This is a genomic window from Geodermatophilus obscurus (genome assembly GCF_900115395.1).
In the GTDB taxonomy this organism is placed as follows: Bacteria; Actinomycetota; Actinomycetes; order Mycobacteriales; family Geodermatophilaceae; genus Geodermatophilus; species Geodermatophilus obscurus_B.
Genome location: NZ_FOWE01000001.1, coordinates 298,371 through 322,703, shown reverse-complemented (window position 1 = coordinate 322,703; position 24,333 = coordinate 298,371). Strand labels below are relative to the sequence as shown.

The 24,333-nt window shown below is 75.0% G+C and carries 17 protein-coding genes; 5 read left to right on the top strand and 12 right to left on the bottom strand.

Features of this window, described 5'->3' with window-relative positions; all coding sequences use genetic code 11:
- Positions 1-100: 100 nt before the first annotated feature.
- From BM165_RS01520 to BM165_RS01510, 3 genes are read left to right on the top strand one after another with little or no spacing between them, the layout of a single operon-like run.
- The gene (locus BM165_RS01520) at positions 101-1,030 is read left to right on the top strand and encodes an ABC transporter ATP-binding protein (protein ID WP_075011746.1); all 930 of its coding nucleotides are present in this window, start codon (positions 101-103) and stop codon (positions 1,028-1,030) included.
- Positions 1,027-1,815 (top strand): hypothetical protein, encoded by a 789-nt coding sequence (locus tag BM165_RS01515; protein ID WP_075011745.1) that lies wholly within the window; start codon positions 1,027-1,029, stop codon positions 1,813-1,815. Before BM165_RS01520 ends, BM165_RS01515 begins: the two co-directional genes overlap by 4 nt.
- 52 nt (positions 1,816-1,867) lie before the next feature.
- A complete protein-coding gene (locus BM165_RS01510) occupies positions 1,868-2,377 on the top strand; it encodes a phosphohydrolase (RefSeq protein ID WP_075011744.1) in 510 nt (169 codons plus the stop codon).
- A 106-nt stretch (positions 2,378-2,483) separates the two neighbouring features.
- Here the strand turns inward: BM165_RS01510 and araA are convergent, their stop codons facing one another.
- The 5 genes from araA to BM165_RS01485 all read right to left on the bottom strand — a co-directional run bounded on the left by araA (position 2,484) and on the right by BM165_RS01485 (position 13,848).
- Complete coding sequence (gene araA / locus BM165_RS01505; RefSeq protein WP_075011743.1) at positions 2,484-4,016, bottom strand: L-arabinose isomerase; 1,533 nt, start codon at positions 4,014-4,016, stop codon at positions 2,484-2,486.
- A gap of 93 nt (positions 4,017-4,109) precedes the next feature.
- Positions 4,110-5,120, bottom strand: a complete 1,011-nt coding sequence (locus BM165_RS01500) for a LacI family DNA-binding transcriptional regulator (protein ID WP_083427000.1) — start codon at positions 5,118-5,120, stop codon at positions 4,110-4,112.
- 388 nt (positions 5,121-5,508) lie between these two features.
- On the bottom strand, positions 5,509-7,458 hold the full coding sequence (locus BM165_RS01495; RefSeq protein WP_075011741.1) for a 3-oxoacyl-ACP synthase III family protein: 1,950 nt from the start codon (positions 7,456-7,458) through the stop codon (positions 5,509-5,511).
- Positions 7,459-7,482: 24 nt separating this feature from the next.
- Positions 7,483-12,987, bottom strand: a complete 5,505-nt coding sequence (locus tag BM165_RS01490; protein WP_075011740.1) for an ATP-binding protein — start codon at positions 12,985-12,987, stop codon at positions 7,483-7,485.
- Positions 12,988-13,032: 45 nt separating this feature from the next.
- Positions 13,033-13,848, bottom strand: coding sequence for a 3-oxoacyl-ACP reductase family protein (locus BM165_RS01485; RefSeq protein WP_075011739.1), 816 nt, complete (start codon positions 13,846-13,848; stop codon positions 13,033-13,035).
- A gap of 280 nt (positions 13,849-14,128) precedes the next feature.
- Here BM165_RS01485 and BM165_RS01480 point away from each other — a divergent pair, with 280 nt between their 5' ends.
- On the top strand, positions 14,129-14,311 hold the full coding sequence (locus BM165_RS01480) for a hypothetical protein (protein WP_143107968.1): 183 nt from the start codon (positions 14,129-14,131) through the stop codon (positions 14,309-14,311).
- Positions 14,312-14,403: 92 nt separating this feature from the next.
- Here the strand turns inward: BM165_RS01480 and BM165_RS01475 are convergent, their stop codons facing one another.
- The 7 genes from BM165_RS01475 to BM165_RS01445 all read right to left on the bottom strand — a co-directional run bounded on the left by BM165_RS01475 (position 14,404) and on the right by BM165_RS01445 (position 22,527).
- Positions 14,404-15,333, bottom strand: coding sequence for an ABC transporter permease (locus tag BM165_RS01475; protein ID WP_075011737.1), 930 nt, complete (start codon positions 15,331-15,333; stop codon positions 14,404-14,406).
- Positions 15,330-16,418, bottom strand: a complete 1,089-nt coding sequence (locus BM165_RS01470) for an ABC transporter permease (RefSeq protein WP_075011736.1) — start codon at positions 16,416-16,418, stop codon at positions 15,330-15,332. The genes BM165_RS01475 and BM165_RS01470 overlap by 4 nt, the downstream gene beginning before the upstream one ends.
- Positions 16,415-17,962, bottom strand: coding sequence for an ABC transporter ATP-binding protein (locus BM165_RS01465; protein WP_075011735.1), 1,548 nt, complete (start codon positions 17,960-17,962; stop codon positions 16,415-16,417). Before BM165_RS01465 ends, BM165_RS01470 begins: the two co-directional genes overlap by 4 nt.
- Positions 17,963-18,024: 62 nt before the next feature.
- Complete coding sequence (locus tag BM165_RS01460; protein ID WP_075011734.1) at positions 18,025-19,059, bottom strand: BMP family protein; 1,035 nt, start codon at positions 19,057-19,059, stop codon at positions 18,025-18,027.
- A 161-nt stretch (positions 19,060-19,220) separates the two neighbouring features.
- Positions 19,221-20,048 carry an alpha/beta hydrolase gene (locus tag BM165_RS01455; protein WP_075012080.1) on the bottom strand — a complete coding sequence of 276 codons (828 nt, stop codon included), beginning with the start codon at positions 20,046-20,048 and terminating at the stop codon, positions 19,221-19,223.
- Between the two features lie 11 nt (positions 20,049-20,059).
- A complete protein-coding gene (locus BM165_RS01450) occupies positions 20,060-21,082 on the bottom strand; it encodes an aldo/keto reductase (RefSeq protein ID WP_244273988.1) in 1,023 nt (340 codons plus the stop codon).
- Positions 21,083-21,126: 44 nt separating this feature from the next.
- On the bottom strand, positions 21,127-22,527 hold the full coding sequence (locus BM165_RS01445; RefSeq protein ID WP_075011732.1) for a nicotinate-nucleotide adenylyltransferase: 1,401 nt from the start codon (positions 22,525-22,527) through the stop codon (positions 21,127-21,129).
- A gap of 254 nt (positions 22,528-22,781) precedes the next feature.
- Here BM165_RS01445 and BM165_RS01440 point away from each other — a divergent pair, with 254 nt between their 5' ends.
- On the top strand, positions 22,782-24,167 hold the full coding sequence (locus BM165_RS01440; RefSeq protein ID WP_244273957.1) for a cytochrome P450: 1,386 nt from the start codon (positions 22,782-22,784) through the stop codon (positions 24,165-24,167).
- The last annotated feature ends 166 nt before the right edge of the window (positions 24,168-24,333 follow it).

The window sequence follows — 24,333 nt, the reverse complement described above, 5'->3', positions numbered from 1 at the left end:
GGGGGAGGCGGGTCGGCGCTGTGGGGTGATCCGCGCCGGACCCCGTCCCGGCCAGGCTCGCTGCCATGACCCCTCCCTGCCCGCAGCCGCGGGACCGCACGTGATCACCGTCCACGGCCTGACGAAGCAGTACGGCGCGGTGCGCGCCGTCGACGACCTGACCTTCGACGTCCTGCCGGGGAAGGTGACCGGGTTCCTCGGACCCAACGGCGCCGGCAAGTCCACCACGATGCGCATGGTGCTGGGCCTGGACCGGCCCACCCGCGGCCGCGCGCTGGTCGGCGGGCGGCCCGTCGCCGGGATGGCCGAGCCGCTGCACGCCGTCGGCGCCCTCCTCGACGCCGGCGCCGTCCACCCCGGCCGCAGCGGCCGCGACCACCTGCGGGTGGCCGCCCGCACGCACGGCATCCCGCCGCGGCGGGTCGACGAGGTCGTCGACCAGGTGGGGCTCGGGCCGGCGGCCAAGCGGCGGGTGCGCGGCTACTCGCTGGGCATGCGCCAGCGGCTGGGCATCGCGACGGCGCTGCTCGGCGACCCCGGCGTGCTGCTCTTCGACGAGCCGATGAACGGCCTCGACCTCGAGGGCGTCCGCTGGATCCGCGCGCTGGTGCGGCGGCTGGCCGGCGAGGGGCGCACGGTGCTGCTGTCGAGCCACCTGATGAGCGAGATGGAGCAGACCGCCGACCACCTGGTGATCATCGGCCGGGGCCGGCTGATCGCTGACGCGTCCCTCGCCGACGTCGTGCGCGGCGGGGCGGTCGGCCAGCGGGTCCGGGTCCGGACGCCGTCGGCCGGCCTCCTCGCCGACGCGCTCCGTCGGCGCGGCCTGCGGGTCTCCCCCGCCGACGACGGCGACCTGCTCGTCGACGGTGCGGCGGCCGAGACCGTCGGCGACGTGGCGCTGGCCGCCGGGGCCGCGGTGCACCGGCTGGCCGAGGAGCGCAGCTCCCTCGAGCAGGTGTACCTGGACCTGACCGACACCGACGTCGAGTACCGCGTCGCCGACGAGCCCGCGGCGGTGCGGTCGTGAGCGCGGTCGCCACCCCGGTCCGCCCGGCCGGGCCGGGCACCGCCACCGTGGTCGCGCGGGCCGCCGGGGCGGAGTGGGTGCGGCTGCGGACGGTCCGCACGACCTGGTGGTGCCTGCTGGCGGCCGCCGTGACGATCGTCGGCACCGGCGTCCTCATGGCGTTCGACGCGGAGAACGTGACCGAGACCGGGGTGCTGCCGCCGGCGACGTGGGCCGGCGAGTTCGGGGTGCTCCTCGGCCAGTTCGCGCTGCTGGTGGCGGTGCTGCTCGCGGTGACGCAGGAGTACGCCAGCCGGGCGATCGGCCCCACGCTGCAGTGGACCCCGCGCCGCGGGGTGCTGCTGGCCGCGCGGGTGACCGTGCCGGTCCTCGTCGCCACGGTCGCCGGGGTCCTGCTCGCCCTCGTGGCCGACGTCGCCGCCCGGCTGATCGAGCCGGGGCTGACCCTCTCGGCCGCCGACGTGGCCGACAGCGTCGGCCGGATCGCGGCGGTGCTCGCGGCCGGCGGGGTGCTGGCGGTGGGGCTCGGGCTGCTGCTGCGCAGCACGGCCGGGGCGCTGGCGGCGGTGTTCCTGCTGCAGCTGGTCCTGCCGTTCCTGCTGCCGGCGTTCGGCGTCGAGTGGATGGCCGACCTCGCCGAGCTGCTGCCCGGCTCGGCCGCGATCTGGACGCTGCTGGGCGAGCCGGACATGACCGCGGCCCAGGCCACCGGGCAGCTGGTCGGCTGGTCGGCCGTGGCACTCGCGGCCGGCGGGTGGTCGCTGCTGCGGCGCGACGCCGGCTGACCCGGGCGGGGCCTGCCGCGTCCGGCGGCCGGCCCCGCCTAGCCTCGGCCCCGTGGGGTTCACCGTCGCCGACGCGCACCTGCTGGCCCTGCAGGCACACGAGGGCCACGTGGACGCCGACGGCCGCGACCTCTACCTGGCGGAGCTGCGGCCCGTGGCCGAGACGCTGCGGCCGCACGGCCCGCACGCGGAGATGGCCGGGCTGCTCCGCGAGGTCGTGGAGCGCACCCGCGACTCCCCCGACCCCGCCCGCCGCTACGACCTGGCCCGGCTGCGCGCCCTCGGCGTCCCGGAGGTCGTCGTCGAGGCGGTCGACGCGGTCACCCGGCGGCCCGGCGAGCCGCACATCTCCGGGCTCGTCCGCCGTTGCGCCGCCCACCCGCTCGGCCGCCTGGTGGCGCTGGCGGTCAACCGGCACGACCTCGCCGCCACCGCGGGCCTGGCCGGCACCGACCCGGCCAAGGCCCGCAGCCTCCGGGAGGGCCGGCACCTGCCCGCCCGGCGGATCCTGCTCGCCGCCGAGGCCGCCGACACCGTGCACGGCCGCCGCGTCCTCGTCTGACGAAGGACCTCCCTGCCCCCCACGACTCGCAGGCTCGCCGTGGGGCCCTGCAGGGAGGCCATCGCCATGACGAGCCTGCGGCCGTTCGTCAGCGGCGGCCGTCCGCTCAGAGGCGCTGGGCGAGGCGGTGGTAGGCGGCGCTCCAGCGCAGCTCCTGGGCCAGGGAGCGGCGGGTGGTGGCGCCGTCGATGAGCACCAGCTCGGTGGCGAAGACCTCCGCCAGGTCGGTGAGCTCCTCGGCCCCGAGCGCGGTCGACAGCACGGTGTGGTGCGGCCCGCCGGCGGTCAGCCAGCCCTCGGTGGCGGTGGCGAAGTCCGGCCGCGGCTGCCAGACCGCCCGCGCGACGGGCAGGTTGGGCAGCGGCTCGTCGGGGGGGACGACGTCGACCTCGTTGGCGACCCACCGGAACCGGTCCCCCAGGTCGCACCACCCGACGACGACGCCCTCGCCGGGCGCGGCGGTGAACACCAGCCGGGCGGGGTCCTCGCGGCCGCCGATGGCCAGCGGGTGCACCTCCACCCGGGGCCGGTCGCCGGCGATGGTCGGGCAGACCTCGAGCATGTGCGCGCCGAGGATCTTCGGCGTGCCGGTGAGGTCGTAGGTGTAGTCCTCCATGAACGACGTCCCGCCCGGCAGCCCGGCGGCGGCGACCTTCAGCGTGCGCAGCAGCACCGAGGTCTTCCAGTCCCCCTCACCGCCGAACCCGTAGCCGTCGGCCATCAGCCGCTGCACCGCCAGGCCCGGGAGCTGCCGCAGCCCGCCGAGGTCCTCGAAGTTGGTGGTGAACGCGCCGAACCCGCCGGCGGTGAGGAAGCCGCGCAACGCTGCCTCGATCCGGGCCTGGTAGCGCACCGCCTCGTGCCGCTCGCGACCCGGCGCGCAGTCGTCGGCGAAGGCGTAGAGGTCGCCGTACTCGGCCACCAGTGCGTCGACCGCGCTCTCCTCGACGGTCTCGACCGCGGCGACCAGGTCGTTGACGCCCCAGGTGTTCACCGACACGCCGAACCGGATCTCGGCCTCGACCTTGTCGCCCTCGGTGACGGCGACGTCGCGCATGTTGTCGCCGAACCGGGCCACCCGCAGCGTGCGCAGCGCGCCCGCGGCCGCCGCCGCGCGGGCCCACGCGCCCACCCGCGCCCGGACCCGCGGGTCGGAGACGTGCCCGGCCACGGTGGTGCGCGGCATCCGCAGCCGGGTCAGCACGAACCCGTACTCCCGGTCGCCGTGCGCGGCCTGGTTGAGGTTCATGAAGTCCATGTCGATGGTCGCCCACGGCAGGGCGGCGTCGGCCTGGGTGTGCAGGTGCAGCAGCGGCTTGCGCAGCGCGTCCAGCCCGCTGATCCACATCTTCGCCGGGGAGAAGGTGTGCATCCAGGTGATGACGCCGGCGCAGGCCGCGGTCTCGTTGGCCTCGCCCATCAGCGCCCGGATCGCGCCGGCGTCGGTGAGCACCGGCTTCCACACCACCCGCACCGGCACCTCGCCCGCCGCGTCCAGCGCCTCGGCGACCCGCTGCGACTGCTCGGCGACCTGCGCCAGGGTCTCCTCCCCGTAGAGCCCCTGACTGCCGGTCAGGAACCACACCTCGCTCCCGGCGAACGGGTCGGCGACCCCGGCTGCGTCGGTCCCTGCTGACATCTGTCCTCCTGTCCTGCGGGCGGCCGGTCGGCCGCTCCGGGTGTTCGGTCGTGCGGGCACACGCCCGGGGGCGGTGGCGCGGGGGCCGCCGGTTCAGGGCCGGGGAGGCTCCCCGGCCGGCGACGCGGTGGACGCGCGCACCACGAGGGTGGCGGGGACGACCAGGGCGTCCTCCGGCGGGCTGCCGTCCGGCCCCTCGACCAGGTGGAGCAGGCGGTCGACGCAGCGCCGTCCGACCTCGGCGAAGTCCTGCCGCACGGTGGTCAGCGGCGGGCGCAGGTAGCCGGCCTCGGCGATGTCGTCGAAGCCGACCACGCTGACGTCGCCGGGGACGTCGACACCGGCCTCGGCCAGCGCCCGGACCAGCCCGAGCGCCATGTGGTCGTTGGCGACGAAGACGCCGGTGACCGGCACGCCCGCGGCCAGCAGGGCCAGGCCGGCCTCGTGACCCGAGCGGGCGCTCCAGTCGCCGGGCAGGACGGGGCCGGCGGGCAGCCCGGCGTCGGCCATCGCCTGCTGCCACCCCTGCAGGCGGGCGTCGGCCTCGATCCAGTCCTCCCGGCCGGCCACGTGCGCGATCCGGCGGTGCCCGAGGTCGAGCAGGTGCCGGGTGGCCTGCACCGCTCCCCCGACCTGGTCGACCACCACCGAGGTGAGGCCCGGCGCCGCCCCGCCCTCGACGGCGACCGCCGGCAGGTCACCGGGGAAGCCCGCCATGGCCCGGACGGCGCCCCGCTGCGGCGCGAGGACCACCAGGCCGGAGACCAGGTGCCCCCGCAGCCGCTCGACGGCGTCGACGAAGCCCTCCTCCGACAGGTCGGGGACGGTCGCGACGTGCACGTGGTAGCCGCGTTCCCGCGCCGCCTGCTCGAGGCTGAACAGAGTGCTGGCCGGTCCGTACAGGCCCGTGTCGAAGGCGATGACCCCGATGGTGTCGGTGCGGCGGGTGACCAGCGCCCGGGCGGTGAGGTTGCGCCGGTAGCCGAGCTCCAACATGGCCGCGACCACCCGGGCGCGCGTCTCCTCGGCCACGTAGGGGTGGTCGTTGAGGACGCGGGAGACGGTCTGGGCCGACACGCCGGCCAGCCGGGCGACGTCGGCCATGACGGCGGGGCGGCCACCGGCCGTCCGGCTCCGGGCACCTCCCGACACCCGTCCCGGCTGGCCGGACCGGCGGCCGGTCAGCGGCGGCATGACGCGGACGGCTGCGGCGCGAGGGTGGTGACCGTCCCGGTGGCGTGGACCCCGTCCCTCGACATCGACTGCCTCCTGTGCGGTCCTGGTGACCCGTTCCGGCGGGAGCACCACCCCGTCCGGAGATCACTGTGAACGCAAACACACACGCCGTCAACGCCACCCGACCGAACGGGGTCACGATCCGTCGTCGGCCGGCCGGGGACCGCGCGGGCCACGGCTCAGGCGACGGCGTGCGCCCGGGTGCAGGTCCCCCCGTCGGGACCGCACCTGCGCGCCCACCGTCGCCCGGTGTCGGTCAGCCGAAGGCCTCCCGCATGTCCTCCGAGGCCGACGTCGAGGCCGGGACCGGCTCCCCACCGTCGTGCGGGTGCGGCACGGTCGGGGTCGACACCGCGACCACGGCCGGGTCGATCCGCATCACCGCGTACCCGGCCACGGCGCCCGCGCCGAACCCGGGCGCGAACACCCGCACCGGCTCGGTGATGACCCCGTCGCGCACGGCGTCGTGGATGGCCAGCGGGATGCTCGCCGACGACGTGTTGCCGACCTGCTCGATGTTGAAGTACAGCTGGTCGGCCGACAGCCCCGCCCGCTCGGCCAGCTGGATGACCATCGTCTTGTTCGCCTGGTGCGGCACGATCAGGTCGATCGCGTCCATCATCGACCCGTCCCGGCCGTCCGGCGCCGGCAGCTGCTCCAGCTCGGTGATCATCTGGGCCAGGTAGCGCCCGGCCAGCGCCTTCACCTGCGGGCCGAACACCGTGATGTTGTTGTCGAACTCGGGGTTGGGCCACAGGATCGAGTTCACCTCGCTCGCCGGGCCGCTGGCGTAGGTCTTCAGCAGGTCGATGTCGCCGTCGGACCCCTCCGGGGCCGGGCCGATCACCATCGCCGATGCGCCGTCACCGAAGATCATCCGGGACGTGCGCACGTTGCCGATCTTGTCCGAGAACTTCTCCGCGCAGACCACCAGGACCGGCCGCTCGATCTCCTGGATCAACCGGGTGGCGTCCGCGACGCCGTAGGGCATGCCGGCGCAGGCGGCGATGAGGTCGTAGGCCGCGTACACCTGGTGCATCCCGAGCTGGCCGCAGAGGTACGTCGCCAGGGACGGGATGAGCCGCGAGCTCGTGCAGGTGCACACCAGCACCACGCCGATCTCCTCCGGCTCCCGTCCCGCCTTCGCCAACGCCCCCTCGGCTGCCTGCAGCGCGAGCTCCTCCAGCGGGAGCGAGCTGTACCGGCGCTGCTCGATGCCGGTCTTGGCCGCGATCTCGTCGGCGCTCATCGGCGACCAGTTGTAGGCGGTGTTGCGGATCAGGTCCTCGTTGCCGCAGGCCTGGTCGCCGTGCACGGCCACCAGCGCCTCCAGCCGCGGCCGGACGCCGAACTGCTGCCGGACGTCGACCGCGGGGAAGGGCCGCACCGGTGGGCGGGACTCGCGGGCTGCCGGGGCGTGCCGCGGCGGGGCCCCGGCAGCCAGCCGGCGCAGGAAGCCCCGGACCTCACGGTCACGCGGGTGGAAGGCGACCACGTAGTCGTCGTCGCGCAGCTGGCTCGCCTCGGCGAGCTCCACCTGCGACCGGTCCCACGGGTACTGGTTGTGCAGCACCATCGCCCAGCGGTGCAGCGCCTCGAGCTCCGGGACGTCCTCGTCGCAGTCGACGATGTCGGCGTAGCTGTAGACCGGGTGGTCGGGGTCGTACGAGGGCAGCCGGAACGTCAGGGCGCCCGAGTGCTGCATGAACTCCGCGACCGTCGGCTTGATGGCCGGCAGCGTGGTGGCCTGGTGCCGGCGGTGGCCGTACACGTCGAACAGGATCCCGAAGACGCGGTCCTCGACCTCCCCGTCCCACCGGGCGGGCAGTGTCGGGTACGCCTGCTCGACGGCGGCGATCTTCGCCTCGCCGTCCTCCCAGGGCTGCAGGACCGGCAGGAAGACGTCGTCACGGGTCCGGGGCACGTCGGCCCAGCGGGTGGGCCGCTTGTCGTACATGGTGATCGAGAAGCGGTTGGCCCAGAACAGGTTCAGCGCCAGGTCGCGCATGAGGTCGTAGCGGGTGTCGTACGCGCCGGTGCGCACCTTCCCCATGATCTCGGTGCCGCTCGGGGCCTTCGTCTCGAAGTCGCGGCGGATGACGTTGTCGAGCTGCTCGAGCGTCTCCAGGGTCGAGAAGTCCAGCTCGGGCATGACGTTCGAGGGGAACACCATGCGGCCGTGCCGGTTCAGGACGAAGGCGTTCACGAGAGGGTCCTCTCTGTCGGTGGCTCAGACGTGCGCGGCGCGCTCCATCCCCCGCTCGACGGCGGCGATCAGGCGCGGCCGCAGCTCTGCGGCGGGGACGATGTCGTGCACCGAGCCCACCCGGCGGGCGCGCTCGATGTCGTGGACGGCCTCGAACTCGGCGGCGACCTCGCCGAGCTTCTCGGAGCGCACGGAGCTGCGGACGCCGGCCAGCTGGGCCCGCAGGTGCGCCTGCTGGACGGAGTCGGCCGAGCCGATGGCCGCCTCGAGGTCCTTCACCCGCGGGTCGGCCGCGGTGCGCCGGTCCACCTCGCGGGCGAAGACGACGGCCGCGGCGGGTGCGCCGCCGATCACCGACGCGTAGGAGCCCTCGACGGCGAGCACCTGCATCTGCTCGTTCAGGGCGCCGGAGAAGACGACGAACGCGCCACCGTGGTAACGCGACACCACGCAGAACACGATCGGGCCGCGGAAGTTGGTGATGGCCCGGCCGATCTCCGCGCCGTACTCCAGCTGCCACTTGCGCAGCGACTCCGGTGAGCCGTCGAAGCCGGAGAGGTTCGCCAGCACCACCAGGGGCCGGTTGCCGCTGGCGGCGTTGACCGCCCGCGCGGTCTTCACCGACGAGCGGGGGAACAGCGTGCCCGCCGTCCACTGGTCGGGCCCGTCGGCGGGCAGGCTGCCCCGCCGCGGGATCGGCCGGGACTCCACGCCCAGCACGCACACCGGGTGCCCGCCGAGGTGGGCGTCGAGGACGACGGCGGTGTCGGCGTCGGCCATGCCGGCCCACCGCTCCAGCACCGGGTGGTCGGCGTCGGTGACCGCCCGCATGACGGTGCGGATGTCGAAGGCCTTCTTGCGCTCGGGGTTGGCCTCGGCGGAGAAGATGTCGCCGACGGTGGTGAACTCGCTGTCGGGGTGGGTGTGCGGGAACGAGCGGACGTCCCGGTCGCGCGGGTCGGTCGTCGGCGCCGGCCGCGGCCACCGCTCCCCCGGCGCGCGGTAGGTGTGGTCGTAGTGCCGCGCCAGCACGTCGAGCGCCCCGTTGAGGTCGGGCGCCCAGTACTGCGCCTGCCCGTTGGGCCCCATGACCCGGTCGTAGCCGCCGATGCCGAAGTTGTCCTCCGCCGACACCCCGCCGGAGTAGTCCAGGGAGTGCTTGCCGGTCAGCACCATCGCGCTGTCGGGCGTCATCACCAGGATGCCGCGGGTGTGCATGAGCATCGTCGCCTCGGCGTTCCAGTACGGCTGGGCGCCGACGTTGATGCCGGTGACGACGACGTTGACCTCGCCGCCGGCCTGGGTGAACTCGATGATCCGGCGCAGCGCCCGCGACACCCAGTCCATGTTCTCGGTGCCGCTGTCCATCGAGATGCGCGCACCCGAGGACAGCGCGAACCACTCGACCGGGATGCCGCGCTCCTCGGCCAGGTCGAGCGCGGCCACCACGCGGGCGCACTCGGGCTCGGCGACCGTGCCCAGGGCCTTGGTCGGGTCGCCGAACAGGGCCACCCGGGTCATCCCCTCCGGGTAGCGCTCGGTCGGGATGGTCACCAGGCCGACGACGATCCCGGCGCGGTTCTGCCCCGGCGGGCGCTCCACGGGCACCAGCCGGCCGTCGTCGCCGAGGTCGTGCTCGACGAAGGAGCCCCGCGGCCCGGCCAGCACCGGAGCGAGCTCGTAGGGGTAGGGGGCGCCGCGGGCCCGGGCGCTGAGCACCTTCTCGGTGTAGTCGTCCAGCGGGCGCAGCGGCGTCGTCGGGCGGTCGGTGACGGTCATGCTCACCCCGGTGCCGGGGCGGTTGGAGAACCGCAGCGCGACGTCGCGCGGCGGACCGTCGCCCTCCTCCTGCAGCCGCGCCAGCAGCACGATCTGGTCCAGGCCCGCGCCCAGGGTCAGCGGCGCCGCGGTGCGCGCGAACTCGGCCACCTCGGCCAGCGGCACCTCGATCGAGGGCCAGGCGTAGAGGTGGATCCGGTTGTGCGTCAGCGGCCGCCGCGACCGCCGCAGCGACTGGGCGCGCCGCAGCCCGTCGAGGCAGGACATGAGCTGCCGCTCGATGGTGGGGAACCCGACGACCTCGCCCCGCTCGTCGCGCACCGGCGTCAGGTCGCGGACCTCGGCCAGGGCGATGAACCGCTCGTCGTTGGGGTGGTCGCGCGCGGTCACGTGCAGCAGGTGGGTGTCCTCCGGGGAGGGCACCCGCTCGGCGTCGAACGCCTCCAGCCGCCACAGGTCCAGCCGCCGGGCGGTGAGCGGGTGCAGGCCGCGCAGCAGCCGCTCCTCCGCGGGCCGGCCGTCCTCCCCCGGGCGGAACGTCAGGGTCTCCACCTCGCCGTCGGGGCTGCAGGCGGTGACGGTGACGCGGCGCGCGGTGCGCAGCGTGGACTCGCCGTCGACCAGGTCGCGCAGCCGGTCCGACAGCGCGTCGGCGTCGGCGGGGCGGTCGGGCCAGTCGACGTAGAGGTCGACGACCGTCCGACCGGGGTCGGCGAGCCCGGCGACCGCGCCGGCCACCGCCGCCAGCGCCGGCTCCAGCCGCGTCGCGCGGGTCATCAGCGCCACCAGGTGCAGCCGGTCCGCGCCGAGGGCGTAGCCGGCGGTGACGCAGGTGTCGCCGTCGAGCAGGGTCGACCGGACGTCCTCGAGGTTGCGGCTGCGGTAGTAGCGCCGGGTCAGCACCTCCAGCACCGGGTCCGGGACCGACGTCGGCCGCGACAGGCGGGAGGCCAGCAGCCGGACCAGCGGCTCGGGGCTGGCGACCAGCGCCTCCATCCGCCGGATGCTCTCCGCGGTGTCCCCGCGCGCGCCGGCCTCGTCGAGCTGCTCGATCAGCCGCTCGGCCCGGTCGAGCACCTCCTGCCGGGCGGCCCGCACGACGGGCTCCTCGAAGTGCCGGAACCGGACGGCGCGGACCAGGTCCCCGAGCGAGGGGTGGCGCAGCTGCGTGGCCAGCACCAGCCGGTCGAGGACCTCGCCCACCTCGGTGCGGGAGGGGCCCTCGGGCAGCCGCTCGGTGGTGAGCCAGCGGTCGAGCAGGGCCGAGACGGCGGGCAGCTGCTCGGCGGTGCGCTGCTGCGCGAGGAAGACCCGGTGCACCGCCTCCTCCAGCGCGGGGCCGGGCTCGAGGTCGGTCACGCCGTAGTGGGCCAGCGCCCGCTGCAGGCGGCCGCGGAAGGTCTCCGGCAGGCCCTCCCGCTCCGCGTCGAGGGAGTGCAGGTAGGTGTGGAAGTGCTCGCGCGGGCTGTGGACCTGGGTGTCGGCCTCCTCCTCCTCGCTGGCCGGGCGGTTGCGCGAGAGCTCCGCGAGGTCGGCGAAGGTGACCAGGACGTCGAGCTCGGCCGACAGCAGCTGCCCGTCGTCGGACGGCAGCTCGTCGCGCGCGGCCGCGTACTCGGCGACCAGCCGGCGGGCGTGCCCCGGGCCGACGTCGTAGCCGGTGACCAGGGCGCGCAGCTGCCCGAGCAGCGCCAGCGCCCGCGCGCGCGGGTCGTCGTCGGGTTTGTCGTCGCCGCCGGGCAGGGACACCCGCTCGCCGAGGGCCTCCTCGACGTCGCCGCCGGTGCGGTCGAGCAGCAGCAGCGGCGCGCCGGCGTCGACCTGGCTGTTCACCACCGCCCGCACCTCGCGGACCCGGCCGGCGAACGGCGCCCGCACGGCCGTCTCCATCTTCATGCTCTCCAGCACCACCACCGGCTGACCGGCCTCGACGTCGTCGCCGGGGACGGCGCGGACGGCGACCACCACGGCGGGGGCCGGGGCGCGGACCACCCCGCCGACGTCGCGGCCGACTCGGTGGGTGACGCCGTCGACCTCCACGAGCGAGGAGCCGGGCGCGTCGACGGCGACGACCGGATAGCGCCGCCCGGCGGCGGTCAGCCGGGTCTCCAGCGGGCCGAGCCGGTCGACCTCGACGTCGACGGTCCGGCCGTCGAGCTCGATGCGGTGCCGGTCGCGGTCGAGCGTGGAGACGGTGAGCCGGTGCACCTGCCCGCGCATGCCGAGCTCCACGGTGCGGCCGACCTCGTGCGGCGCCCGCGGCCGGCCGCCGCGCGCCGACACCAGGAACGCCTGGCGCTCGCGCTCCTCCTCGGCGACGGCGATGTCGATGGCCACCTGCACCAGGGCCACCCACGCGGTGCCGTCGTCGCGGCTGCCGACGATCTCCGCCAGGCCGGCGCGGTCGAGCCATCCGGTGTCGGCGGTGCCCTCGACGACCTCGGGCCGGTCGAGCAGGGCGAGGAGGAAGGACTTCGTCGTCGTGCCGCCGCGCAGCACGACGGTGGTCTCGCGCAGCGCGCAGCGCAGCCGGGCGAGGGCCTCGGGGCGGTCGCGGCCCCAGGCGATGACCTTGGCGATCATCGAGTCGTACTGCGGGGGGACGACGTCGCCGACGCCGAGGCCGGTGTCGACGCGGATGCCGGGGCCGGTCGGCAGCCGCAGCAGCTCCACGCGGCCCGGCGCCGGGGCGAACCCCTGCTCGGCGTCCTCGGCGGTCAGCCGGGCCTCCACCGCGTGCCCGGTCGCGGGCGGCGGGTCGCCCTCGAGCCGCCCGCCCGCGGCCACGTGCAGCTGCAGCTTGACCAGGTCCAGGCCGGTGGTCGCCTCGGTGACCGGGTGCTCCACCTGCAGCCGGGTGTTGACCTCCAGGAACGTCGTGAGCCGCTCCTCGGGCTGGTAGAGGAACTCCACCGTGCCCGCGCCGACGTACCCGGCGGCCCGCACCAGCGCCACGGCCGACTCCCGCAGCGCGGCGTCCTGCTCGGGGGTGAGCGCGACCGAGCTGGACTCCTCGATCACCTTCTGGTTGCGCCGCTGCACCGAGCAGTCGCGCACGCCGGGGGCCCAGACGGTGCCGTGGGAGTCGGCGATGACCTGGACCTCGACGTGCCGGCCGCCCTCGACCAGCCGCTCCATGAAGACGACGGGGTCGCCGAAGCTCTTCGCCGCCTCCGAGGAGGTGCGCTCCAGCGCCTCCTCCAGCTCGCCGGGTGACCGGACCACGCGGATGCCCCGGCCGCCGCCGCCGCTGCGCGCCTTGACGATCAGCGGGTAGCCGATCGCCTCGGCGTGCCGGCGGGCGTCCTCGGGACCCTCCACCGGGCCCCCGCTCCAGGCCGCGACCGGGACGCCGACGCGCTCGGCGAGGACCTTCGCCTCGACCTTGGCCCCGAGCAGCCGCATCGCCTCCGGCGGCGGGCCGACGAACGTCACGCCGAGGTCGGCGCACAGCTCGGCGAAGGCGGGGTCCTCGGCGACGAACCCCCAGCCGACCCACGCCGCGTCGGCGCCGCTGGACCGCAGGGCCCGGCCGAGCTCGGCGTGGTCGAGGTAGGGGTTCACCGCGCCGGTGTCGGCCAGCAGCACGGCCTCGTCGGCGGCGCGCACGAAGGTGGCGCGCCGCTCGGCCGCGGTGTGCAGCGCGACGACGCGGGTCCGCGTCCCGTGCTCGGCGTCGAGCTCCCGCACGGCACGGATGAGCCGCAGTGCGGGCTCCCCACGGTTGACGACGGCGATGCGTTCGAACACGCGCGGCACCTCTTCGGCGTCGGAGGGTCGGTGGGGCGCGCGCGACTACATGTCCAGGCCGCCGTTGACGCCCCAGACCTGCCCGGTGATGTAGCCGGACGCGTCCGCGGCCAGGAAGTGCACGACGCGGGCGACCTCCTCCGGCTCGCCGAGGCGGCCGACCGGGATCTTGGCCTTGAGCCCCTCGAGCACCTTCTCGGGGACGCTGTCGAGCATCTCGGTGGCGGTGTAGCCCGGGGTGACGGCGTTGACCGTCACGCCCACCCCGTCGGACTTGCCCGAGCGCTGCACGTTCAGGGCCGCCTCGCGCGCCAGCGTCTTGGTGAGCCCGAGCAGGCCGGCCTTGGCGGAGGCGTAGTTGGACTGGCCGATGCCGCCGATCTCGCCGATCACCGACGAGATCATCACGATCCGCCCGCTGCCGCGCTCGAGCATGTGGCGCAGCGCCGCCTGGGACAGGGAGAAGGCGCCGGTGAGGTTGACGTCGATGACCCGGCGCCAGTCCTCGTCGGTCATCTTCAGCACCGTCCGGTCGGCGGTGATGCCGGCGTTGTTGACCAGGATGTCGAGCCGGCCGTGCTGCTCGATGACCTCGGCGACCGTGCGGCGGCAGTCGTCCGGGACGGCGATGTCCCCCCGGTGCACGCTCATGCGGCTCTCGGGGAAGGCGCTGGCGAAGTCCTGGGCGAACATCTCCGCGCGCTCGGTGTTGCCGCTGTAGCCGGCCGCCACGTCGGCACCCTGGGCGGCCAGGCTGCGGCAGATCGCCGCGCCGATCCCCCGGGTGCCGCCGGTCACGAACGCGACCCGGCCGACGAGCTTGTCCCCGGCCCTGCTGGTACGGGTCTCGGTGGCTGTCACCGGCTCCTCCTGGGGGCCTGGGCGCGGACGCCTCGGCGGGGACCGGAGCAGCGGCGGGACGACATCCGCGGCTCCGGCATCGGATACGGACAGCCTGGTGTGCCCGCCGTCACACGGCAAGAGCAGGGCGGGGTCGCCGGCGGGGGCGGGGCGGGCCCGGCACCGCGGCGACGCTCGGTGATGAGCGCTGGACCGGACCGGCACCGGCGGGCAGATCCGTTGCGCAGCCTGGCCGGGATGAGGCTGTCGCCGGCCCGCCCGGCGGCCGACCGTGGACGTCGTGGACCCGACCCCCGCCTTCCTCCTCGCCGTCTTCCTCACCCCCTTCGTCACCGCCGCCGTGCTGCTGCGTCGTACCGGCACCGGCCGTCTCCGCCGTGCGGCCGCCCGTCGCTGGCGGGCCCAGCGACACCTGTGGGAGGCGCTCCTCTCCCGGGACGGCTGGTCCCCCGGCGGGCGGTGAGGCCGGGGCCTCACTCCCCCGCGGCCGGGCCGGCGAGCTCGACGACGGAGCCGAGCTCCCCCGGGACGACCGCCGGCTCGGGCACGCCGCGCTCAGGCGGTCCGTGACTCCCGGTCGTAGTTGCGGCCGAGGAACTGCGGCACCTTCGCCCAGCGGAAGGCGAAGATCATGACCAGCAGCGTGGCGACGTAGGGCACGACGAGCAGGACCTGGCTCGGGACGTCGATCCCGGAGACCTCGGCGCGCAGCGCGACGACGTCCATGGCCGCGAAGAACAACGCGCCCGCGACGATGAACTGCGGCCGCCACCCGCCGAAGAAGGTCAGCGCGATGGCCAGCCAGCCGCGCCCGCCGATGATCGTGTCCGTGTAGGTGGCGGTGAAGACCAGCGGCAGGAACGCACCGGCGACCCCCATGAGGGCTCCGCCGGCGGTCGTCGTCCACAGCCGGGTGCGCGCCACCGGGATGCCGAGGCTGTCGGCGGCCTTCGGGTTCTCCCCGACCGAACGCAGGTCCAGGCCGGAGCGGGTCCGGTACAGGTAGAACCACAGCCCGACGGCCAGCAGAGCGGCCAGGTACACCAGCAGGTTCTGCGCGAACAGCGCCCGCCCGAGGAGCGGGATGTCGCTCAGCAGCGGGATCTCGAGCCGCGGCAGGGTGTCGACCCGCGGCGTCGTCGCACTCTGCCCGATGACGATCCTGTACAGCAGCCCGGCCAGCCCGGTCGCGGCGAAGAACAGCGCCAGCCCGACGACGAACTGGTCCAGGCGCAGCACCGTCGTGGCCCAGCCGAGCGCGAAGCCGAACACCCCGCCGATGCCGGCGGCCAGCAGGATGCCCAGGACGCTGCTGCCGGTGCCGTAGCTGACGAGGAAGCCGACCGAGGCGCCGAGCAGCATGACGCCCTCCTGTGACACGCTGAAGACCCCGGCCAGGCCGCCGAGCATCGTGCCGAGCGAGGCCAGGAGGAACGGGACCATGGCCACCACGGTCAGCTGGGCCAGGGATGCGAACTCGGTCATGCCGCTCTCCTCGCCAGCCGCCCCGCGATCACGTCGGAGAGCAGCAGGAAGATCAGGATCAGCGCCTCGATGATGAGGACCATCTCGGCGGGGACACCCACGGTGCGCTGCATCGAGCTGGCCCCGACCTCGAGGATGGCGATGCCGAACGCCACGACCGGCACCCACAGGGCACTGCCGCGGGCGATGAGTCCGACGATGATGCCGATCAGCAGGAAGTTCGACTGCATGCCCTCCAGGGCCCGGCCGTGCACGCCGGAGACCTCGAGCGCGCCGGCCAGCCCGCCCAGGGCGCCACCGGTGATCAGCGCCAGGACGGCGACCTTCTCGACCCGGATGCCGTTGATGCCGGCTGCCCGGGGGTTCGTGCCCGCGGCCCGCAGTTCGAAGCCGGCGGCCGTGCGCCGGGTGACCACGATCGTCACGAGCGTGACCAGGACCGCCAGGAGGATGCCGGCGTGCACCCCGGGCGGCCCGCCCACGTCGGGCAGAAGGGCTCCCGCGCCGACCCGTTGGGTGGCGGCGACGCCGGCGGCCGGATCCGACCAGACCTCGGTGGCGACGTAGTCGAGCACCTGGAAGGAGACGAAGTTCAGCAGGACGGTGCTGAGGATCTCGTTGACCCGGAACCGCCCCATGAGGAACGCCGCGATGCCGGCCCAGAGGGCACCTGACAGCACACCGGCCACGATCACCAGGGGCAGCAGGACCGCGGCGGGCAGGTCGGCGTGGACGATGCCCACCCCGGCCGCCGCGGTCGCCCCGACGAGCAGTTGGCCCTCGCCACCGATGTTGAACCGGTTCACGGCCAGCGGGATGGTGAAGCCGAGCGCCAGCAGGGTGAGCGGCACCCACTTGGTGAGCGTCTCGGTGAACCCGAAGCCGGTGCGGAACGAGGTGGTGAGGATCGTCCGGTAGGCCCCGACGACGTCGTAGCCCAGCGCCACGATGACGATGCCGGAGACGACGAAGGCCAACACCAGGGCGAGGACGTAGGGCAGGACCCCGCGCAGCAAGCGGGTGCCGATGCCGGGGGACGCCGTCGCCGGCGCACCTGGCTCCTCGGTCAGGACGGGGGCACTCATGCGTCCTCCCGGAGGCCGGCCATGAGCCGGCCCAGCTCGTAGGCGTCGTAGTGGCCTCGGCGGCGCTCGCCGACGACCTCGCCGGAGTAGAGGACGACCATCCGGTCGGCCAGCAGGCTGAGCTCGTCGAGGTCCTCGGAGATCAGGACGACGGCGCAGCCGCGGTCGCGCGCGTCGCGCACCCGGTCGTACACGAACCGGGCCGACCGCAGGTCGAGACCGCGGGTGGGGTTCTGCAGGACCAGGACCGAGGGCTCCCGATCGAACGCCCGGGCGAGGACGAGGCGTTGGATGTTCCCACCGGACAGGTTGCCGGCGGGGGCGTCGGGCCCCGGCGTCTTGATCGAGTAGCGGTCGATGGTGTCGCGGGCGTGCTCCCGCACCCGCCGCCAGTCGATCATCCCGCCCCGGCGGTACGCCCGGTCGCGCTGGGCGCCGAGCAGCAGGTTGTCGGTGACCGTCGCCGCTCCGAGGATGCCGTCGCGGTGGCGGTCCTCGGGGACGTAGGCGACCCCCGCCGACAGCCAGCGCCGCGTCGGTGCGCCTGCGAGCTCCGATCCGCCGACGCGCACGCTCCCCTGGCGCACGGGCCGGACCCCGGCCAGCACCTCGGCGAGCTCGACCTGGCCGTTGCCGGCCACACCGGCGACTCCGAGGACCTCCCCGGCCCAGACCTCGAGGTCCAGGCCGTGCAGCGCGGCCACGCCGTGGTCGTTGTGGGCCACCACACCGGACACGGACAGCAGCGCCGGCCCGTCCGGGGTGGAGGCCACGGGCTCCTCGGCGGCCGCCGCGGACGCGACCTCGCCGACGCCGAGGGCGGCGGCCACCTCGGACGTCCGCTCCCCGGCCAGCTCGCCGACCATCAGCGAGGCCAGGCCGGTGGCGTCGGTCGACGCCCGCGGGACGGTCGCGATCCGCCGTCCGTCGCGCATGACCGAGATGCGTCCGCAGATGGCCAGCACCTCGCGCGCCTTGTGCGAGATGAAGACGACGCTGGTGCCCTCGGCGACGATCTCGCGCAGCGAGGCGAACAGCGCGTCGACCTCCTGCGGGGTGAGGTTGGTGGTCGGCTCGTCGAGGATGAGGACGCGCGCCCCGCGGTAGAGGACCTTGAGGATCTCCACCCGCTGGCGGGCGCCCACCGACAACCTGTCGGTGCGGGCCCGGGGGTCGACCGCCAGGCCGAACCGGTCGCTGAGCTCGGTGATCCGGCGGGCGGCCTGGCGCAGCCCGCCCGACCCGCCGCTGGTGCCCAGCACCACGTTCTCGACCACCGAGTACGTGGACACCTGCAGCAGGTGCTGGTGGACCATGCCGATGCCCAGTCCGATCGCGTCGCGCGGCGACCGGATCGTCACCTCGCGGCCGTCGACGTGGACCTCGCCTGCGTCGGGCCGGTACAGCCCGTACAGGACGTTCATCAGCGTCGTCTTGCCGGCCCCGTTGCCGCCGACGAGCCCGTGCACCTCTCCGGGGGCGAGCTCGAAGTCGGCGTCGGACAGGGCACGGACCGAGCCGAAGGACTTGCTGATCCCGCTCATCGTGAGGGGGCGGGGTGAGCCGGGGACGGCGCTCCCCGCCGGGGCGGCGGGTGCCGGCCCGCTCATTCGACCGGGGTGACGTCGCGCTCGACCTCGATGTCACCCGCCTGCAACTGCTCGACGACCTCGTTCACCCGGTCGACCACGGCCTGGTCGACGTTCATCGGTGTCTGCAGCGAGATCCCCTGCTCGTAGGTCATGCCGAGGTACCCGCCGGTCTCACCGTCCTCGATGGAGGCGAGGATGTCGTCGAGCATCACCGTGAAGTCGTAGAGCACCGACGTCACGTAGTGGTCCGGCGCGAGGTTGGACTTGTCGGTGTACTTGGCCGACATCAGGGTGCCGGTCGGCGCGTCGGCCACGCCCTCGAAGGCGCCGACCGCGCCGAGGTTGAGCGAGGTCAGGATGACGTCGTTGCCGTCGGCGAGGAGCTGGCCGGTGAACTGCTGCGCCCGGGTCGGGTCGTTGAAGTCACCCGTCCACACAGGCGTCAGCGTGGCCGTGGAGCCGGTGTCGGCCAGGGCCTGCTCGACCGCATGCACCTCGGAGTAGGAGAAGGGCAGCGTCACGCCGCCCAGGTAGGCGATCCGGCCGCTCTGGCTGGCCTCCGCGGCCAGCACCCCCAGCGGGTAGAACGCCAGGTGGAAGTTGCGGTCGAGCACCCAGACGTTCTCCGGCACGTCCGCCGGCTCGGTGTCCTGCTCGGCGATGAAGACGACGTCGGTCGCCTCCTGCGCCACGGCGACCGTGGCGTCGTAGAACTGGCTGCCGTGGGTCCAGATGACGTTGTAGCCGTCGGCCACGTACTCGCGCAGCACGCGCTCGGCGTCCGGGACCTGCACGCCCTCGGAGTAGGTGACCTCGGCGTCGCGGTCGGCCTCGGCGGCCTCGAGCGCCTGCAGTCCCAGGAAGGTGTAGTCGGCGTCCGTGGTCGTCCCGGAGAAGACCGCTGCTATGCGCGGTGCCTCACCTCCGGCGGCACCGCCTCCCCCACCTCCCCCGCCTCCCCCGCCTCCCCCGCCTCCGTCACCACAGGCGGTGAGGACGAGGAGCGTCGCGGTGGCCACTGCACTGGCGGTGAGTCGGGCGGATCGCATGGTCGGCACATCCCGTCGTCGGGCGGGTGGACCGGCCATGTGTATCTCAGCGCTAAGGAGTGATCCGGGTAACAGGTCGACTCGAGACGGAATCGAGACATGAAGTGGGCGCTCGAGGCCCCGGGCGCCGCCACCGGCTCCGGGCCGGGCCGGGGCGGGTCTCACTCCCCCGCGGCCGGGCCGGCGAGCTCGACGACGGCGTCGACGAGCTGCTCCCCGTCGAGCAGCACGGCGTCGTTGTGGTCGGCGCCCGGGACCTCCACGAGGCGGTGCAGCCGCGCCGCGGCGGCGGCCACGCGCCGGCTCTGCTCCGGCGGCACGATCGTGTCGGCGTCGCCGAGGACGACCGTCGTCGGCACCCGGACCCGGGCCACCTGCTCGGCGACCGGGAACCGGTCGCGCAGCAGCAGCCGCACGGGCAGGACCGGGTAGTGGTGGCTGCCGACGGCGGCCAGGTCGGTGAACGGCGACCGCAGTACCAGCCCCGCCGGCGGGTGCTCGACCGCCAGCGCGGTGACCACGCCGCAGCCCAGGCTCTCGCCGTAGTAGACGAGCCGCTCCGGCGCGACGCCGGCCTCGCCGACCAGCCAGTCCCGCGCGGCCCGCACGTCGAGCGCGAGCCCCTCCTCGCTCGGGCTGCCCGGGTTGCCGCCGTAGCCGCGGTAGTCGAACAGCAGCACCCCGAGTCCCGCCTCCGACAGCGCCCGGGCCAGCGGCGCGCGCAGCCCCCGGTGCCCGCCGTTGCCGTTGGCCACCAGCACCACCGGGGCGTCGGCGGACCGGCCGGGGACGGACCAGGCGCCGAGGGTCAGCCCGTCGGCGGTGGTCAGCGCGACGTCCCGGCCGCCGGGGACGGCGTCGGCCGCCGCGGGCACCGGGCCGTCGTCGGGCAGGTACACCAGGCGCCGCTGGAACGCCCACAGCAGGCCCACCACCGAGCCCACCACCAGGGCCGACAGGACGACGACGACCAGCGCCGCCCGGAGCACCCGGCGCACCGTCAGCCGGCGAGGTCCCGGCTGCGCTGCTCCACCCCGAGCTCGCCGTAGGGGTAGTCGGGCTCGGCGGGGTCGCTGACGGCGTCGAGCCGCGCGGTCTCCTCGGCCGACAGCACCAGGCCGGCCGCGCCCAGGTTCCCGCGCAGCTGGTCGGTGGTGCGCGCCCCCAGGATCACCGAGCTGACCGCCGGCCGGGCGAGCAGCCAGGCCAGCGCGACCTGCGGCATGGGCACGCCGCGCGCCTCCGCGACGTCCTGCACCACCGCGAGCACGTCCCACGTGCGCTCGCGCGTGCCGACCCGGTCGTAGGCCTCCATGCCGCGCGCGGGGTCCTCGCCGAGCCGGGTGGCGCCCTCCGGCCGCTGGTCGCGGGTGTACTTCCCGGACAGCCAGCCCCCGGCCAGCGGCCCCCACGGCAGCATCCCGAGCCCGTTGTACAGGCAGGCCGGCACGATCTCCGCCTCGACGCCGCGGGCCAGCAGGCTGTAGTTGGGCTGGAGCGTGACCGGGACGGTGAGGTGGTCGCGCCCGGCGACGTCGACGGCCCGCTGCAGCTGCCAGCCGGTGAAGTTCGACAGCCCCGGGTAGCCGACCTTCCCGGCCGACACCGCGTCGTCGAGGAAGCGCAGCGACTCCTCCAGCGGCGTGAGCGGGTCCCAGGCGTGCAGCTGGTAGAGGTCGACGTGGTCGACGCCGAGCCGGCGCAGCGAGTCCTCCAGCGCCCGGCGCAGGTGCCGCCGGGAGCTGCCCAGCGCGTTGGGCTCGTCGCCGGTCGGGAAGCGGCCCTTGGTGGCGAGCACGACCCGGTCGCGGACGTCGGCCGGGCGGGCGGCCAGCCACCGGCCGACGATCTCCTCCGCGGCCCCGGCGGAGTAGACGTCGGCGGTGTCGACCAGCGTGCCGCCGGCCTCGGCGAAGACGTCGAGCTGCTCGTGCGCACCGGCCTCGTCGGTCTCGGCGCCGAAGGTCATCGTGCCCAGGGCGAGGGCGGACACGGCACAGCCGCTGCGGCCCAGGGTGCGCATCTCCACACCGGCGATCCTGTCCCCTGCGGGCGGGGCCCGCCGGGTCAGCGCTCCCGGCGGTAGCCGAAGAACCCGCGCTTGCGGATCAGCGCGGCCACCTCGGCCGGCACCATCGCCTCCCACGACTCGTCGTCGGTGGGGATCCGCCGCAGGACGTCGCGGCTGAGGATCGGCAGGTGGGCGGGGTCGAAGTCGTCGAGGCCCACGAAGCTGCCCCGCCGGTGCAGGTAGTCGTAGAGCGGCTGCAGCTCCTCGCCGACCCGGACGGTGTCCACCGTGACCACCTCGCCGTCGCGCAGCATCGGGTAGACGAACAACCGCAGGTCGTTCTTCAGCAGGCGGCCGAAGCTCTCGAGGATCCCGCCGGGCAGCGCGGCGTGGGACTCCTCGTCGAAGAGGTCGATGAGGCTCGGGACGCCCATGACCATCCCGATCGCGCCGTCGGTGCGCCAGGCCAGGTAGGCGGCCAGCCGGTGGTAGGCCACGTAGTCGGAGATCAGCACGGTCAGTCCGCAGGCGGCGAGCAGGTCGGCGCGGGCGAGGAAGTCGCGCCGGTCGACGACGTCCCCGCCGGCCCGCAGGTTGGCCATCGTCAGCTCGCCGAGCAGCAGGATCTCCCGGCCGGCGACGGCGGGGTCGGCCTCGAACCGCGCGCGGGCGGCCTCGAGCATGGCGACGTTGACCACCGTCGGCGGCCGGAAACTGCCCCGCTCGACCAGGATCGCCTTCTTGCGCAGCACCTCGCTGGGCTGCAGCACGTGGCGGTCGGGGCCGAACATGGCCGCGCCGCTCAGCCCGAGCTGAACCAGCTTCAGGGCCATCAGCCGGTTGTCGACGGCACGGAACTCGATCCCCGACAGCTCGATGAGGTCGACCTCGATGCGGCCGGTGGTCAGCCGGTCGAGCAGGCTCTCCACCAGCGTCTCCGGCTGGTGGTGCTGGAAGAACGCGGCGTGCAGCAGGTTGACGCCGACGACGCCGAGGGCCTCCTGCTGCAGCGCCGCCTCGTCGTCGAGCATCCGGACGTGCAGGACCACCTGGCTGGGCTCGTCGCGCGGGTGGGACTGGAACTTCACGCCCATCCAGCCGTGGCACTCGTTGCCGCCGCGGTAGCTGCGGGCGACGACGGTGTCGGCGAAGGCGAAGAACGACGTGTCGTCGCCGCGGTCGTCGCCGAGCCGGTCGACGTTGAGCTGGAACTCGTGGTCGAGCATGGCCTGCAGCCGGCCCTTGGACACGTAGCGGTCGGACTTGCCGTAGACGGCGTCGCTGACCGACATGTCGTAGGCCGACATCGTCTTGGCCACGGTGCCCGCCGCTCCGCCGGCCCGGAAGAACCAGCGGGCGACCTCCTGGCCGGCGCCGATCTCCGCGATCGTGCCGTACCAGCGCGGGTCCAGGTTGATCTGCAGGGCCTTCTGCAGCGTGTCGACGCCGGCGTCCATGCGGTCCCCTCGCGGTGCGGGCGTGCCAGGCGGCGAGCCTAACGGCGCCGGCGGGCGACCGCTCGCGACCGGCCGGGCCCGCGGCAGGACCCGGCACCCTGGCTCCCCCCTCCGGGAGCTCCCCCACGCCGGCCTGCGGTTTCGGGGGCGCTCCCCGATGGTCGGGCGGTAGCGCCGTCACGAGGCTGGCAGGGCCGGGCGGGACCGAGGTCACGTCCCGCCCGGCCTCCTCCCGTGGCCCGAGACGAGGCGTCGTGTCCGCTCTCCTCCCTCCCGTCGGAACCCTGCCGCCGCCCGCCGGCCCCGACCCGGGCGGCGCCCCGTCCCCGGCGCCGGTGCGCCGGCCGCGCGCCGCGCTGGAACGGCTGCTCGGGCGGCTCCTGGCGCGCCGGGTCGCCCGCCGGGTCGCCCGCGGCGGCCTCGACCCCACCCGCCTGGACCTGTCCCGGCTCACCGTCCTGCCGGAGGCGGCCACGCTGCCGCTGCGCCGGAACGGCACCGATCCCGTCCCGGCGCTCGCGCGGCTGCGCGCGACCGCGCCGGTGCACCGCCTCGACCTGCCCTTCGACATGGCCGTGTACCTGGTGACCGGCGCCGCGGAGGCCCGCGCGGTGCTCGCCGACCGCCACGGGTTCAGCACCGACGTGCGGCACCTGTTCAGCGGCACCGGCACGGTCACCGCCGACGACGTCGGCGGCCTGGGCTTCACCGACCCGCCCGACCACACGCGGCTGCGCGCGCTGGTCGCCCCCGACTTCACCCGCGCGCGCCTGCAGCGGCTGGTGCCCGCCGTCGAGGCGACGGTGGCCCGGCAGCTGGACGCCCTGGCGGCCGCCGGCTCACCGGCCGACCTGGCGCGGCACGTCTCCGTGCCCGTCCCGCTGCGCGTGATCTGCGACCTGCTGGGGATCGGGGCCGACGAGCAGCAGGTGACCCGGCTGGGTACCCGCCGGTTCGACGCCACCTCCGGCACCGCGGGTGCGTTCGGCGCGGTGTCCACCCAGCGCCGGCTGCTGTTCGCCGCGGTCGCGGCCCAGCGCCGCTCCCCCGGGGACGGGCTGATCGGCCGGATCGTCCGCGAGCAGGGCGACGCCGTGTCCGACGCCGACCTCGCCGGGCTCGCCGACGGCGTCGTCACCGGCGGGTACGAGACGACGGCGTCGATGATCTCGCTGGGCACCCTGGTCCTGCTGCGCGACCCCGCCATGGCGGCGGCGGTGCGCGAGGGCTCCCCGGCCGACGTCGACCGGGTGGTCGACGAGCTGCTGCGCCTGCTGTCGGTGGTGCAGGTCGCCTTCCCCCGGTTCACCCGGTCCGACCGGGACCTCGGGGGGCACCGGCTGCGCGCCGGCGACGTCCTGCTCGTCTCGCTCAGCGGGGCGAACCGCGACCCGGCCTGGGCCGGCCCCGACCCCGACGCGCTCGACCCCGACCGCGCCACGCGCGGCGGGCACCTCGCGTTCGGCCACGGCATCCACCGCTGCGTCGGCGCAGAGCTGGCCCGGCTGGAGCTGCGCACGGTGCTGCCGGCACTGCTCCGCCGCTTCCCCGACCTGGCGCTCGCCGTCCCGCCCGAGCAGCTGGCCTTCCGGCGGCTGGCGTTCGTGCACGGCATCGACGCGCTGCCCGTCCGCTTCTGACGTGCCGGGGACGACCGTGCCCGACAGCAGGGTGCCCCGGCCACCCGCCCGCACCGACGACCCGCCGTCCGTCGTCGCCGCCCGACAGCTCGCCGAGGAGGCACGGCACGCGCCGGGACCCCGCCGGTCGCGGCCCGCCCGGCTCGCCGGCCCGGTCGCGTCCACC